Here is a 13,930-nt window from a genome sequence, read left to right on the forward strand (position 1 = left end):
TTGATCATGGCCGGGATGCGTTGAGCAGGGCGGGGATGAGCATCTTGTCGGCGTGGTGGCGTTCCATGACCTGTTTGATCCTGGAGTGTCCGGCGAGCCGGATCAGGGCGATCGCGAGGTTGCGTAGGGCGGCCATGGTGTGGGCGACGCTGCCGAGCCAGGCGTGGTGGGTGTCCTCGCCGAACAGGACGTCCCGCACTCAGTGGATCTTGTTCTCGATCCACCAGTGGGTGCGTACGTGGGCGGCGATCTCGGCTGCCGTGCTGGTCAGGCTGGTGATTCCGTGGACGATCTGCTTGCTGACGCGTTGGCCGTCGGGGGCGTACACGTCACGGCGGAGCCGGAAGACCACGGCCACGCCGGGGAAGTCGATGCCTGTGGCGGCTGCGATCCAGATGGTGCGGGTGATCCGGTGGCCGCTGCGGCGTTCGGTGTCGGTGTGGGCGCTGGTCGCCGCTGTCGCCGCGGGTAGCCGGTCGGTGATCGCGGCCAGCAGGGCGGGCCGGTTGCCTTTCACGGTGAACACGTAGTCCGCGCTTCGTTGCCGCAGGTAGGCGGCGGTGCCGCTGCTGGGATGCGCGGCGTCCGCGGTGACCACCATGCTGGTGATGTCGATCGGGTCGAGCAGGGCTTCGATCTGGGTGACCTCGGTGGTGTCGGCCGGGACCTGGATCTGGGCGATGACCACTGCGGTGTCATGCCGCATCGCGGAAAACAACTGCACGTGGATGTCGGTGCCGCCCGAGTGTCGGACGGTCTTGCCGTCCAGCGACAGCCCGACCCCGGCGGGATCGTCGAGCCGTTCGGCCAGTCAGGCGCAGACGAGGCGGTCCACCACCGCCGCGTCGACGGCCTCGACCAGCCGGCGCAGGGTGTCCCGACCCGGCGCGATCCGGAACCCGAGCGCCGGATGCCGGCGGGCACCCGCCGCGGCCAGCAACGGCTGCGGCAACTCGGCCACCCGGTCGGCGGCCTGCCGGAAGTTCCGCGCTCCGCACAACAGCGCCAGCGTCACCACGGTCAACACCGCCGCGAGCCGATGACGCACGCCCCGTGCCTTACGCGGATCGCTGACCTGCCCGAACAGGGCCGCCAGCGTCGCCACCTGCCCGGTGTCGACCTCCCCACCCTCATCCGTGACGACACCGACGACAGCATGGGAGACTGACACGAGCGCCCTTCTTTTGTAGACGACGACTGGCGTGAAGAACCTCCATCGTCTACTTAGGAAGACCGCGCCCGTGACCGCCCTTGGGCCCCCGCGAGATACCCGCCTCACCAGGCCAAACGAAGATCAACTAACTGCTTTGGCTCTGAGGCCACAAGCGGCTCCGAACTGCAAGGCATTGAGATTCCTATCTCCGCCGAGAGGGTTCCTGGTCGACGAGGAGAAACCAACTCTATGCTTGCCGCCGGAATACCTGTGGCTCATCCGGGCCGAGGGAAAGCACCAATGCAAGGATTTGCGAATGCGCCGGAATTTTGCTCTGAACAACGGCACTGCTGGCGTCAGCGAAATAACACCAAACGGCGAACCGCCAACCTCTAACGCAGAGGGCGTTGCGCGCCGATCCGCGGTTGCCGAGGAACAAGAGTTTCTCGACTTGGCCACGGCCCGGCGCGACAGGCTTGTCGACCACCTACAGGCCGAGCTTTCGTCAGACGCCCTGGACGCGTTGGAACGGGCGCGGCGGCGCATGCTCCGCCAGCAGTACGAGGAGCTACGGCGAGCACGGGAAGGGCTGGTCTTCGGCCGCCTCGACGGCCTTGATGGCATCGTACGACACGTAGGCCGTGTCGGTCTCCGCAACGACGGCGAGGACAGCGAGCCGCTGCTGGTGGACTGGCGCGCTCCCGCAGCTCGGCCGTTTTACACCGCGACGGCTGTCGACCCACAAGGTCAGGCACGGCGCCGTCACATACGCACGACGGGATCGGCCGTCGTCGGCGTGGACGACGAGCCACTGGACGGGACCATAACGGCGGAACTCGTCGGTGAAGGCGCTCTACTGGCTGCCTTGGACCAGCGGCGCACCGGTCGCATGTCGACGGCGATCTCCACGCTGCAACGCGAACAGGACGACATCATCCGGGCCGAGGCGACCGGCCCGCTGATCGTTCAGGGCGGTCCCGGCACCGGCAAGACCGTGGTTGCCCTGCACCGCGTCGCCTACCTGCTGTTCGCCCACCCAAAGATGGCCGACCAAGCGGTCCTGGTCCTCGGCCCCTCGCCGCGGTTCCTCCAGTACATCGCCCAGGTGCTGCCCGCGCTCGGTGAGACCGCCGTCGTCTCGGCGACCTGCGACACTCTGCTGCCCGAGATCCGCGTGGGCCGCGACGAGAGCCGGCTTCTCGCCGAAATCAAGGGCCGCGCCCTCTGGCAACCCGCGCTCGAAAACTACGTCACGTCGCTGCTCCCCCGGCCCCGTGAGCTGAAGCTGCGCTGGGAGGGCGAGTTCTACGTCATCACAGCCGAAACAGTGGCACAGGCGCTCGCCTCGGCGGTGCAGGGACGCCCGTACCACCGCGCCCGCACGGCGTTCGCCGAGCAGCTGCACCACATCCTTGCCGAAGCCGTCGTCGAGCAGCGCGAGGCGCTGATGAACGAAATGGAGGAGGGCTTCGAGGACATCCTCGCCCGCGTCGACAAAGGAATGCAGCATGACCACCATTTCGACAGGAGGTCCACCGGCAGTGACGTCGACGGAATGCTCTCCGAGGAAGAGATAGAGAGCCTTCGTTATCGTATCGCCGAGAACGCCACCATCGCCCGGTTCATCGAGGCATGGTGGCCCACCCTCGACGCCGAAACCCTACTGTGTGATCTCCTGGCCGACCGCACCCTGCTAGCCCGGTTTGCCCCGCAGTTGTCCATGGAGGAGATCACCGCCGTCTCGGTCGAGCCCGCACTGTGGGCATCGAGCGACATCCCCCTGCTCGACGCCCTCGCCGACCTGCTGGGCGAGGTCGAGGCCCCGCAACCACAGGGCGAGTTCGTCGCTGACCATGCTCGCCGGCAGCGCGACTGGGTGTACGGCCACGTCGTCATCGACGAGGCGCAAGAGCTGTCCGAGATGCAGTGGCAAATGGTCCTACGGCGTTGTCCCAGTCGCTCCATCACCGCCGTCGGCGACATCGATCAGGCGGAGGCAGCACACCAGCACACCAGCTGGGCACAAGCGGTGCAGGCTGTTTTCGGAGACCGCTGGGCCGCTGCGGAACTGACCATCTGCTACCGGACCCCGCGTGAGGTCATGGACCTCACCGAACCCGTCTTGAAAAAAGCTGGCAGCCACAACACGCCACCACGGGCGGTACGCTCCTCCGGCATCGCCCCCTGGGTGCTCACGATCACGCCCGCCGAGCTTGCCGGCGCCGCCGCCCAAGCTGTGCGACAGCTGCAGCAACGGTGGCATGGCGGTACCGTTGGCGTCATCGCCCCCGCCGACCGCATCGCCGAACTCCTAGCCGTGCTGAGCGATGTGCCGGTGCTCACCGCGACCCAGTCCAAGGGACTGGAATGGGACGCGACGTTACTCATTGACCCCCAGGGCATCGCCGCTGAACCACGCGGCTGGAACGGCCTCTACGTCGCGCTCACCCGATGCACCCAGGAACTCGGACAGCTGGTGCTCACGTAGCAATCGCCACACTCATGGACAAAGTCTCCGGATGTTGGGCGCGCCCTTGGGACGTGAGGATCGTTCTGTCTGAACGTGAGCAGGGGTGAGCACGCGGATTTACACCACTCTCGACCCCTCCTTCAGCGTTCGTGACATACGACCAGCCGAAACGGTTCACCACCGAGACCGTCTACGCGATCACCGACCTCCGCGTCCACCAAGCCAAACCCGCCCAGCTCGCCGGCTGGATCCGTGGTCACTGGTCAATGAGCACAAGGTCCACTGGGTCCGCGACGTCACCTACGACGAGGACCGCTCTCAGATCCGCACCGGCACGGGACCACAAGTCATGGCCGCCCTGCGCAACGCCGCGATCGGCGCGCTCCGCACCGCCGGCGTCACCAACATCGCCGCCGCCAACCGCCACTACGCCCGCGACAGCACTCGCCCGCTGGCCCTACTCGGCATCACCTGACGACTTTGCCGGGCCCTGGATCGGGGCGCATGGATCTGCCGCCGTAGGTGCGCCGGCCGACGGACGGTCGTCACAGCGCGTGAGCCTCCTTGGCGCTGGCGGCTCCGCTCATAGCCGACAAGTGGGTTCTCACTGCGTATCCGTGCCGTCGGGCGTGTGGCCACGCGTCGGGCCGTGGCAGCCAGGCCACGTAGTAGCGATGAATCGCGATGGGATCTTGGTTGTACTAGTCTTCGCCCCATGGCATTGCGTCCGGACCAGTTCTATGACCACGCGGTGGCCGTCGCGGACAGCGAGCGGCGGCTTCCGCTGGCGCGCATGACGGGATGGGACATCAGCCCGTTCGAACAAGATGGATTGCGCGTCGCGCCGCTGCGCCCGCCGGTGCTGCCCGAGCCCGCCCGACATGGCGAGGACCCGGCGGAGTGCCGGAACTGCCAGGAGCGCGACGAGGGAATCTGGTTCAATGATCGCTGGCGGCTGGCCCGTGTCCCGGGAGTGGGCGTGCCGCTGGTACTGATGCTGTACCCGCGCGATCACTATGACATGGCGGATCTCCCCGACGATCTCGCCGCGGAGCTGGGACTGCTGACCACGCGAATCGTCCGCCACGTGCAGGCTCTGCCGCACATCTCGCGAGCCCACGTCTACCGCATCGGCGACGGCGGCGCTCACCTGCATGTCTGGTTCTTCGCCCGGCCGGAGGGTCAGGCGCAGCTCTACGGATCCTGGCTGGTCGTCTGGGACGACCTCCTGCCGGAGTATCCCGCCGACGTCGCCGAGGCGGACGCCGCGATCGTGGCTGATGCCCTGGTCGCCTCGCATGGGGGCCGCCGGTCGGCCGCCAGCCCACCGCGTGCCTGACCGGCTGATCCGCAGCAGCAACCGCTCCCGTCACCGCCGCGTCGCCATCGTCATCTGGCTTCCCTCTGTGTCATGCATGAAGGAGCGGGCCGGTCAAGGGTGACCTGTCTCCTTCGAGTTGGCCGACGCTGTGCTGTGCGCGGACGGTCCGGTGAAGTCGTTGGTCGAGCTGATCTCTGGGGGCCAGAGCATCGGCGTGGTCACCTTGCCGGGCTGTACCTCGCAGGCCCTGTGCACACAGCCACGTGGCGTAGGAAATTTTCAAGATCAACGCCGGAGATCGAAAACATCCTTCACTAATCCATTGACATTCGTTATAGTCGCTCCGTGACGATTCGGTGGACTGCCAACGCGTGCCAGCGGTGCCCGCAGCACCTGCTGCGATGTTGCGGCCGTACCCCCCAGACGTCTGATGAACCAGGCAGGGGAAGCAGGCCACGCACCGTGGCTAATGGACGATGCAATTCGGCGACGTCACCGGCTCGGTGACCGAGCCGGGCCAGCGCGGGGACCCTGGTCGCGCCAAACGCATCGGCCTTTGCCAGCGAAGAAGTAGGCCCAGTTACCGCACATCCGGGCTTCTGCTCGGCGATCCCGTCACCAGTGCGGATGTGCCGCCAACGACTCGGCGCCATCTGGCGGGGCGTTTGCGAGCGACAGAAGACAGTGGCGCGCGGGCGACACGCTCGGCGGCTCGATGATGGGCCGCGCCAGGGAGGGCTCCCGAAGGAAGCCCGGCTCAAATCTGCCTGCATAGATCCATGATCAGGCCGGCAGGTAACCGACAATCCCATCCCAGCTGAGAGGTGCTCATGCTCAGTGAATCCATCGTGCGGCGCCGTACCCTGCTGGCCGCCGCAGCCGGCGCTATGGTCGCGCCCATGGTTGCCGGCCGAGCACAGGCCGCGGTCCCCCGCATTTACCTCGACCCGGGGCACGGTGGCACCGACCCCGGCGCGGTCGGAAACGGCCTACAGGAAAAGGACCTCACCCTGAGCATCGCGCTGCAACTGCGCAGCATCCTTCAGGCCAACTGGAGCGTCGATGTGCGGATGTCCCGCACGACCGATGCCACCGTTAGCCTCGCCGACCGCACCAACGACGCCAATGCGTGGGGCGCTGGCCTGTTCGTGAGCGTCCACATCAACTCCGGCGGCGGCACTGGATTCGAGAGCTACCGATACCCGGCGGCGGACGCGGCGACGATCAACCTGCACAACGCGCTGCACCCGAAGGTCTTGGCGGGCATGCGTTCGGTCGCCACAGTCACCGACCGGGGTCAGAAGACCGCCAACTTCCACGTGCTTCGTGAGACCAACATGCCAGCTGTCCTTACCGAGAACCTGTTCATCGACACCGTTGCCGACGCGAACCTTCTCAAGCGCGCCGACTTCATTACCGCCACCGCCACCGGGCATGCCCAGGGCATCGCCTACTACCTTGGGCTCAGCACCCCGCCGCCCACATACAGCACCACTGTGGACAACGCCACGGTGGGCCGCTTCACCGCAAGCTCCAACTGGGGCACTTCGACGTACTCCGCCCAGCGCTACGGGGCCGATTACCGGTACGCCAACCCGGTCCTCGCGAGCGACGCGGCATGGTTCAAGGTCAACGTCCCGGCGGCCGGCAACTACCGGATCGACGTATGGCACCCGGCCGACCCCGGCTACAACAGTGCCACGCCATATGTGATCCTCACCGCCGCGGGAAATCAAACGGTGTACGTGGACCAGCGTGCCAATGGCGGCACGTGGCGTTCGCTCGGCACCTTCAACCTCGCCGCCGGCGATCGCGACCTGGTTGGCGTGAGCCGCTGGACCAGCGCTGCCGGATACGTGATCGCCGACGCGGTACGGGTAACCCAAGTCTGAGACGCTGCCACCCGCGCCGGCAGTCGATGGCCGGCAACGGAGGCCTTCCACGGCAGCGGGTCGTCGTGGGTTCCGATTCTCGATAATCATCGCGGCCGACATCTATCGGATGTCGGCCGCGACGCATTCCGACTGTTGATGTCAGCGGCCGGTTGTAGTCCATGCCCATCCTGCGGTTGACCGTGGGTCGGGCCATGAGCTTGATCTGACCAGGACGCGCCGCCGGCACATCGTCTCCTTGGCGGATTCGTGTTACCGCCGATTGAAGTTGGGGCTGGAGAAGTCTTGCATCCAGTCCATGGTCTGCCGAAAATTTTCTACCATGGGCGCGCATCGAACTCTGTGGCTTCGTACCCTCGCCTCGACGGTCGCCGCGGTGACCGCTGCCGGCATCCTGACGGTTGTGGCACCGGCCGGGGCGAGCAGCCGGCCAGGGTTCGGGACAACCGCCTGCCAGACCAACCCAGCGACCCCGAAGCGGCAGCTCAGAGCCATGTGGATCTCCAGCGTGGCGAACATCGACTGGCCAAGCGGCACAGGCCTGAGCATGTCCACCCAGCAGGCCGAGTTCCGCTCCTGGCTCGACCTGGCCGCGCAGCGCAACATGAATGCGGTGGTCGTGCAGATCCGGCCCACCGCGGACGCCTTCTGGCCCTCGCCGTACGAGCCGTGGTCGCAGTGGCTCACCGGCACCCAGGGGGTGGATCCCGGGTACGATCCGTTGGCGTTCATGGTCGCCGAGGCGCACGCCCGGAACCTGGAGTTCCACGCCTGGTTCAACCCGTACCGCGTCGCCACCCACAACGACCCGTCACGGCTGGTCGCCAGCCACCCGGCCCGCCAGCATCCGGACTGGATTTTCTCCTACGGCGGTAGGCTCTACTACAACCCGGGCCTCCCGATGGTGCGCGCGTTCGTCCAGGACGCGATGATGGACGCGGTCACCCGCTACGACATCGACGGCGTGCACTGGGACGACTACTTCTACCCGTACCCATCCGGCACCGAGCAGATCCCGGACCAGCAAACGTTCGCCGCCTACGGCAGTGGATTCAGCAACATCTCCGACTGGCGGCGCAACAACGTGAACCTGCTGGTGCAGGAGATGGGCCAGCGCATCAAGACGGTCAAGCCCTGGGTGAAGTTCGGGATCAGCCCGTTCGGCATCTGGCGCAACTCGTCGACCGACCCGCTGGGCTCGGCCACCAGCGGGCTGCAGTCCTACGATGCGATCTACGCCGACACCCGTCGCTGGGTCAAGCAGCAATGGATCGACTACATCACGCCGCAGGTCTACTGGCACATCGGGTTCAGCGCCGCCGACTACGCGGTCCTGGTTCCGTGGTGGTCCAACGTGGTCGCCGGAACCCGGGTCCAACTCTTCATCGGTCAGGCCACCTACCGTCTCGGCGCGACCGGCCAGGACCCGGCGTGGCAGGACCCGGCTGAGCTGAGCGACCACCTGTTGCTCAACCGGAACCATCCACAGGTTCTCGGCGACATCCAGTTCAGCGCGAAGGACGTGCGCGCCGACCGGCTCGGTGGGGTGAGTCGGATGGTCGCGGACCACTACAGTCGTCCGGCGCTGATCCCGGTCGCCGCCCACCTGGGCGGAACGGCACCGGCGGCACCCTCCATCACCTCGGCCGTGTCCGGCACCGGCGGGGTCACGCTCAACTGGCAGGCCGGCGGATCGGCGACGTCGACGTCGTACGCGGTGTACCGGGTCAGCGGCAGTGGCCCGACCGACGCCTGCGCCTTTGCCGATGCCAGGAACCTGATCGCCACCGTCCGGGCCACCGGCACGACCGGCTCGTTCACCGACAAGCCCGCGGCGGCGGGTACGTACACCTACCACGTGAGCGCGCTGGACCGCCTGCACAACGAGAGCGTGGCGAGCGTGGGCGCGGTGGTGACCGTCGGCGGCTTCAGTGCGATCGTGGACAACACTACGGCGGGGCGGTTCACCGCGAGCGCGAACTGGGGTACCTCGTCGTTTTCGACGCAGCGTTACGGCACCGACTACCGGTTCGCCACCCCCGTGGCGGCCAGCGACCCGGCATGGTTCAAGGTCAACATTCCGGCCACCGCCAGCTACCGCATCGAGGTCTGGTATCCGAGCAACGCCGGCTACAACGCCGCTACGCCACACGTGATCGTGACCACCAGCGGTAACCGGACGGTCAACATCGACCAACGTACAGGCGGCGGCCAGTGGATGGTCCTCGGCACCTTCACCCTCGCTGCCGGTGATTACAACGTGGTCGGGGTGAGCCGGTGGACGACCGGCACCGGTTACGTGATCGCCGACGCGGTGCGCATCACCTCTGTCTAGATCCGCCGAGCCGTCCCCGGTTGACCGCCGCCGGCTGGCACCCTCAACGAAGGCGCCGTTTCTGCCCTGCTGGCTCGTCCCAAGACCGTATTGTCGGGCCGATCTACGGCAGCCAGGTCGATGTGCTGTGCCTGCACTGCATCGCCTCGGGTGAGGCGGCGTGGGCGTTGACGGGCGCCGCCGACCTCCCGCGCACGTGCACCGACGCGACCGACGTGCCACCAGGCATTCCGTTCGCCGTCGCGCGGAGGTCGCAACGCACGCCCTCGTTCGACTCCTGGCCACAGCCGAGCTGGCTGTATCAGTGTGGATGCTGCGCGGCATTGGCTCTCCTGCGCCAGCGGCAGTTGTCATGCTCACGTTCGGTTGGACAGCCCGCTAGACGGATGCGGGAACGTCGCCGGCAGCCGCCGCCGAGATCAGTCCCACCAGAAGCTCCAGCAAGGATAGGGCGGTCTTCGACCAGCCTGTGACGTTGGACGAGGGTCAGAGGTCGGCGATGGCTTGAGCGGTGGCGGGTGGGATGCCGACGGCCTCGACAGGGATGCTGGCGGCGGCTTCGCCGGTCAAGTGCGCGGAGAGCACCCGGTCGAGGCGGAACCAGCGGATCGCTTTGCGGGTCCGGCAGTTTGCGACGAGATACCACTGTCCTCGAGTGCGGGCGAGGAGCACCGGGTCGACGTGGCGCACGGTCTGCCTGTCGTGTGTGTCGCGGTAGTGCACGACGAGGACGCGTTGTTCGTGGAGAGCTCGCTCGATCGTGTGACGGGTCCGGGCGTCACGCGGCGTGTCGGTGTGGTCGATCCATACGCGGTCGTTCACGACGTTGGCGCGTTGTCGGGCCTGCACATCCATAACGCTCAGCGCCTTGACCAGCGCGGCGCGGGCGTGGCCGTCGAAGGGCTGCCCGCGGTGGGCTGCCACGGCCGCGGCGAGCCCGCAGACCTCGGCGTCAGTGAAGTTGACCGGCGGCAGTGTCGCGGCCTTGTCGACGACATAGCCTCCGCCGGGTCCGGGGCGCGCGTAGACGGGCAGACCACCGTGTTGCAGGGCCGAGATGTCACGTTTGATCGTCCGTACGCTGACCTCGAAGACTTCGGCGAGACGTTCGGCGGTCCGTCCGACCCGGCCGGCGCGCCGCAGTTCCTCCCTCAGCGCGTAAAGCCGGTCTGTGCGGTTCATTCGAAAATGGTGACATACCCGTGACATGCTTGCGCGTGACGATGCCGCCATGAGTGCTCCACGCGACCCGATCCTGTTTATCAGCGGCGCCGGGCTTCCGGCCTGGATCTGGGATGACGTCCACCAGCTCATGGGCTGGCCTCACGAGGTCCACGTCGCTGCTCGACCGACTCGCGGCGCCGAGGCTCGGTTGCGTGACTATGCCGAGGCGGCCATCGGCTCCGCGCCTACGGGCAGGTTCGCGATCGTCGCGCATTCGGCCGGTGGCGTGATCGGCGCCGAGGTCGCCCGGCTCGCGCCCGAACGTGTCAGCGCATTTCTGGCGGTGACTGCCGTGATCCCCAAGCCCGCAGGATCGTTCATCTCGGCGATGCCGGCACCGAACCGGTGGGTGCTGAACGTTGCGATGCGGCTCGCCGGGACCCGTCCACCGGCCTCCGTGATCCACCGCCGCCTCGCGCACCGTCTCGATGACCAGGCCGCTGACCGCCTCGTCGCAGACTTCAGCCCCGAGTCACCCGGTCTGTATCGCGACAAGACCAGCCATCACTCGTGGAACGGCTGGCGGGGATACGTGCTCACCGCTCAGGACCGCGAACTGCCGATCGCGCTACAACGACGATGCGCTCAGCGGCTCGGTCACGCATGGGGGGACAACCTCGACACTGGTCACCTACCCATGCTTGAAGACCCCCAAGCTCTGGCCGGCTCGATCGCTCGATTCCTCGATTCGCGACCCTGAGGTCGGCCGTCCTTTCACCGGCCGACGCGATCCGGGCCAACGCGCCCCACAGCGCCGCGGTCAGGCCGGCCCGGTCGACCAACATCCGTAGCAGGGTGTCCGTTCAAATGAGCGCTCTTGGGTGCACCTGCTGCCGCGCCTTGCGGTGAAGCCGTCCCGGTCTTACCCGCGTTCGGCGTAGGCGCGGGCTGTCCGTCGCGGAGTGTCGGCGAGGCTGTCGGAGTCCAGGTTGGCGCCGAGGGCGGTCAGGAACGCCGTCGGGTGTCCTCGGCCGCGGCCGGGTCCCGGCCGCGGCCGTTGTCGGACTGCCCGCAGTGGGGTCACCGTCAGGTCAGCTGCTGCCTACCCCGAGGGCGGCCAGCAGCACCAGGACCAGGGTTGTGGCGGCGAACAGGCCGTGCCCGACCACGACGGGGACCGGGAAGCGGGATTCGGCGGTGCCGGCGCGGCGGGCCGGGATCCAGCGGGCCAGCATCGTGAACCCGAGCAGTGCCACCGGCAGCAGCAGCCCGAACGCCACCCACGCGAGAGCGGTCTTGTCCACGGCGAGGTAGACGATCCACAGCACCAGGCCGATCGCGGCGAGGGCGAAGTGGCCGAGCACCAGGCCGGGGGCCAGCCGGGTGCCGCTGTCGGGTCGGTGCCCGCCCCGGGAGATCCAGATGCCCAGCATGACGAACCCGCCGACGGCGGTGACCAGCCAGGTGATCAGTGCGGCGACAGCCATCAGACCCTTTCCTCCTTTGAAGTGGTGGACTTGCTTGTGGTGGTGCGGGTGTAGCCGGCTGCCTGGGTCGCCTCGTCGGCCACCCGCACGCCGTAGTGGTAGGCCAGCTTCCCGCCCAGATACCCGGCCACCCCCAACCCGGCCAGAGCTACGGCGGACAGGGCCAGCGGTATCCAGCCCACCGGCCCGGCGGCTGCTCCGCCGCGGATGATGAAGCCGACCGCGTACAGGACGGTGACGCCCAGGTTGATCGACATGTGCACCAGGCCGGTCCGGAACGCCTTGGTGCCCGTGGGGATGGCGAACAGGTCCAGGAACCCGAACATCGCTGCCGCCAGCGCGCTGAGCACCCCGAGTGCGATCAGCCACCGCGAGCCCTGGGTCAAGAACCCCGGATTCGGGATCAGGTGTGAGGCGATGTCGAAGACGAAGCTGGCGATCCACGTCCCGATCGGCACCGCCACCAGTGCCGGGTGCAGCGGATGCCCGTATCTGCCGGCCAGCCCGGTCACCGGCCGTTTGGCCTGCTCCATGGCCCGTTCCACGCCGTCCACCTCCCAGCAATTTCACCAACCGGCGCTATCGTTAATGTCCATCCTGTACCCTGCGGTCGGCAATTTCAATAGCATGGATTGGTGTTATTGTCGGTGGGGTGACGGTGCACCATCCAACCGATCGAGCAGGTCGAGCCGGCTAACGTAGGCGACGCTGGTGGTGCGGGCAGCTCGGTGCGGACCTGCCAGCTGGGCGGGCGAACCGCCGGCGCCTGCCCGATGGGCCAGCCGGCAGTGCATGGGCGACGAGCCCGCAGACTATCGCTCGCTTCAGTGGCGGCGAGGTGGCACCGTGGCGGGTCAGGATGAGGCAGCGAGTGGCGCGCCATGGCTGGCGTGGAAAACGAAGCCGATCAGTGCCGTGGCGCAGGCCGGCGTACGGCGGCGATCGGCGACCCTCGACTGCGCCAAGCGCGACTCGCCGGTCAGCTCCACCACCCGCGCCGCCCCGGACGCCAACCTGTGCGCGTCCCACCACGCCGCCTGCCGATGTACGCCATGGGATAGATCACCTCACGGGTTCGTTGGTCGGCCGTCTCAACCGACAGGCGCATCGGCACCGGATCAGGCTTGACGGAGCAGTGAACGACAACCTGGACGTCTATCACGCCTACCTCGCCAGGACGCAACCGGCGAAACGGAGCGGTGGCATCGATCACTGTGCCGGGGAGGCGTGCTCCAACCGTGCGAACCGTAACCGGCTGCGGACCAGCGTTGACCACCGTCAGTTGCGCGTTGAACTGGGCGATGCTGCCGGAGATTTCACCGCCGTCACTTGCCGAGCTGGCTATGACGACAACCGCGACAGTGGCAGCCCGCGTTCGTGCGTTGCGTGAGCTCTGTACCTCGGCTATGCCGATACCGCCGATCGCTACGCCAAGGACGAACGCCCCGATGGTGTAGGCGCTCGCCGCTCGGTTGATCAGTCTGCGGCGTCGCGGACCCTCATCCGGCTTGACGCGTCCACGGCCACGGTCATCCAGGTCGATGATCGGACGTTCCGCCGTCATTCCGACAGCATGGCGGCCACATCCTGTCGCCGTACAGCCATTCCTACAGCCAAGACTGCCACAAGCGCCGACGCTGCCCGACAACCACGGACGGGCTGACCAGGGGAACCGCTACCTGACCAGTTCCTCGACGCACTGTCCGCGTGGATCACCGCCGCGCCCGGCTGGTACAGCAACTTCGGCCGGGAGCTTCCCGCCGAGAGTGACTGGTGACAGCGGACACGGGAATTTCCTCGTGGACGGACACGACAGCCGGGCCTTGAGGGCAGTCACCGACCGTGATGAGGTGGGCCCCGAGATCCTGGGCCATGCAGTGTCGCACTCTCGCGCTAGCCTCCGGCCCGTGAGTCGTGACGAGCCGCAGCGGCAGTCGCTGGAGGCCGCGTTGGGCGACGTTGGCCTCGCACGCGTCGAATTCGACGATGTTGCCGGCTGGCTGGCGGCCGCCGGTGCCAGTCCGGTCGATCCGCTAGGAGCCGAGGTCTGGGTGTTCGACCCGGACCTGACCCAGGTGCTACTGGTACTCCATCCGTGGCGGGGCTGG

General features: G+C 67.4%; 15 protein-coding genes. 8 read left to right on the plus strand and 7 right to left on the minus strand.

Annotated elements, in window-relative coordinates; genetic code table 11:
- Positions 1-4: 4 nt before the first annotated feature.
- The 3 genes from ONA70_RS06590 to ONA70_RS06600 are packed head-to-tail and all read right to left on the minus strand — an operon-like array spanning position 5 to position 1,171.
- Positions 5-199, minus strand: a complete 195-nt coding sequence (locus ONA70_RS06590; protein WP_265005427.1) for a hypothetical protein — start codon at positions 197-199, stop codon at positions 5-7.
- The gene (locus tag ONA70_RS06595; RefSeq protein ID WP_319956225.1) at positions 200-811 is read right to left on the minus strand and encodes an ISAs1 family transposase; all 612 of its coding nucleotides are present in this window, start codon (positions 809-811) and stop codon (positions 200-202) included.
- Positions 812-1,171, minus strand: a complete 360-nt coding sequence (locus ONA70_RS06600) for a transposase family protein (RefSeq protein WP_265005428.1) — start codon at positions 1,169-1,171, stop codon at positions 812-814.
- Positions 1,172-1,469: 298 nt separating this feature from the next.
- Between ONA70_RS06600 and ONA70_RS06605 the strand changes: the two genes are divergently transcribed.
- The 6 genes from ONA70_RS06605 to ONA70_RS36880 all read left to right on the plus strand — a co-directional run bounded on the left by ONA70_RS06605 (position 1,470) and on the right by ONA70_RS36880 (position 9,644).
- Complete coding sequence (locus tag ONA70_RS06605) at positions 1,470-3,641, plus strand: HelD family protein (RefSeq protein ID WP_265005429.1); 2,172 nt, start codon at positions 1,470-1,472, stop codon at positions 3,639-3,641.
- 331 nt (positions 3,642-3,972) lie between these two features.
- Positions 3,973-4,098, plus strand: a complete 126-nt coding sequence (locus ONA70_RS06610) for a hypothetical protein (RefSeq protein WP_265005430.1) — start codon at positions 3,973-3,975, stop codon at positions 4,096-4,098.
- Between the two features lie 240 nt (positions 4,099-4,338).
- Positions 4,339-4,962: an HIT family protein gene (locus ONA70_RS06615; protein WP_265005431.1), complete on the plus strand. Its 624-nt coding sequence runs from the start codon at positions 4,339-4,341 to the stop codon at positions 4,960-4,962.
- 812 nt (positions 4,963-5,774) lie between these two features.
- On the plus strand, positions 5,775-6,836 hold the full coding sequence (locus ONA70_RS06620; RefSeq protein WP_265005432.1) for an N-acetylmuramoyl-L-alanine amidase: 1,062 nt from the start codon (positions 5,775-5,777) through the stop codon (positions 6,834-6,836).
- Positions 6,837-7,158: 322 nt separating this feature from the next.
- Positions 7,159-9,171, plus strand: coding sequence for a family 10 glycosylhydrolase (locus ONA70_RS06625; RefSeq protein ID WP_406601155.1), 2,013 nt, complete (start codon positions 7,159-7,161; stop codon positions 9,169-9,171).
- Positions 9,114-9,644, plus strand: coding sequence for a CbrC family protein (locus tag ONA70_RS36880; RefSeq protein WP_406601156.1), 531 nt, complete (start codon positions 9,114-9,116; stop codon positions 9,642-9,644). Before ONA70_RS06625 ends, ONA70_RS36880 begins: the two co-directional genes overlap by 58 nt.
- 13 nt (positions 9,645-9,657) lie before the next feature.
- Here the strand turns inward: ONA70_RS36880 and ONA70_RS06630 are convergent, their stop codons facing one another.
- On the minus strand, positions 9,658-10,353 hold the full coding sequence (locus ONA70_RS06630) for a helix-turn-helix transcriptional regulator (RefSeq protein WP_265005434.1): 696 nt from the start codon (positions 10,351-10,353) through the stop codon (positions 9,658-9,660).
- A gap of 25 nt (positions 10,354-10,378) precedes the next feature.
- Here ONA70_RS06630 and ONA70_RS06635 point away from each other — a divergent pair, with 25 nt between their 5' ends.
- A complete protein-coding gene (locus ONA70_RS06635; RefSeq protein WP_265005435.1) occupies positions 10,379-11,095 on the plus strand; it encodes an alpha/beta fold hydrolase in 717 nt (238 codons plus the stop codon).
- Positions 11,096-11,426: 331 nt separating this feature from the next.
- On the opposite strand, the gene ONA70_RS06640 is transcribed toward ONA70_RS06635, so the two are convergent.
- From ONA70_RS06640 to ONA70_RS06650, 3 genes are all read right to left on the minus strand, one after another.
- Complete coding sequence (locus ONA70_RS06640) at positions 11,427-11,822, minus strand: hypothetical protein (protein WP_265005436.1); 396 nt, start codon at positions 11,820-11,822, stop codon at positions 11,427-11,429.
- A complete protein-coding gene (locus tag ONA70_RS06645; protein WP_265005437.1) occupies positions 11,822-12,367 on the minus strand; it encodes a DUF2231 domain-containing protein in 546 nt (181 codons plus the stop codon). The genes ONA70_RS06640 and ONA70_RS06645 overlap by 1 nt, the downstream gene beginning before the upstream one ends.
- A 434-nt stretch (positions 12,368-12,801) precedes the next feature.
- Positions 12,802-13,386 (minus strand): hypothetical protein, encoded by a 585-nt coding sequence (locus tag ONA70_RS06650; protein ID WP_265005438.1) that lies wholly within the window; start codon positions 13,384-13,386, stop codon positions 12,802-12,804.
- 343 nt (positions 13,387-13,729) lie between these two features.
- Here ONA70_RS06650 and ONA70_RS06655 point away from each other — a divergent pair.
- Positions 13,730-13,930 (plus strand): hypothetical protein (locus ONA70_RS06655; RefSeq protein WP_265005439.1); only part of this gene is annotated, 201 nt, incomplete at its 3' end.

This window comes from Micromonospora yasonensis (assembly GCF_026013475.1).
In the GTDB taxonomy this organism is placed as follows: Bacteria; Actinomycetota; Actinomycetes; order Mycobacteriales; family Micromonosporaceae; genus Micromonospora; species Micromonospora yasonensis.

Excerpts from the sequence above, each read along its gene's own strand:
- ONA70_RS06605 (WP_265005429.1), top strand. The coding sequence starts at position 1,470 with ATGCGCCGGAATTTTGCTCTGAACAACGGCACTGCTGGCGTCAGCGAA.
- ONA70_RS06610 (WP_265005430.1), top strand. The coding sequence starts at position 3,973 with ATGGCCGCCCTGCGCAACGCCGCGATCGGCGCGCTCCGCACCGCCGGC.
- ONA70_RS06615 (WP_265005431.1), top strand. The coding sequence starts at position 4,339 with ATGGCATTGCGTCCGGACCAGTTCTATGACCACGCGGTGGCCGTCGCG.
- ONA70_RS06620 (WP_265005432.1), top strand. The coding sequence starts at position 5,775 with ATGCTCAGTGAATCCATCGTGCGGCGCCGTACCCTGCTGGCCGCCGCA.
- ONA70_RS06625 (WP_406601155.1), top strand. The coding sequence starts at position 7,159 with ATGGGCGCGCATCGAACTCTGTGGCTTCGTACCCTCGCCTCGACGGTC.
- ONA70_RS06630 (WP_265005434.1), bottom strand. The coding sequence starts at position 10,353 with ATGAACCGCACAGACCGGCTTTACGCGCTGAGGGAGGAACTGCGGCGC.
- ONA70_RS06635 (WP_265005435.1), top strand. The coding sequence starts at position 10,379 with ATGCTTGCGCGTGACGATGCCGCCATGAGTGCTCCACGCGACCCGATC.
- ONA70_RS06640 (WP_265005436.1), bottom strand. The coding sequence starts at position 11,822 with ATGGCTGTCGCCGCACTGATCACCTGGCTGGTCACCGCCGTCGGCGGG.
- ONA70_RS06650 (WP_265005438.1), bottom strand. The coding sequence starts at position 13,386 with ATGACGGCGGAACGTCCGATCATCGACCTGGATGACCGTGGCCGTGGA.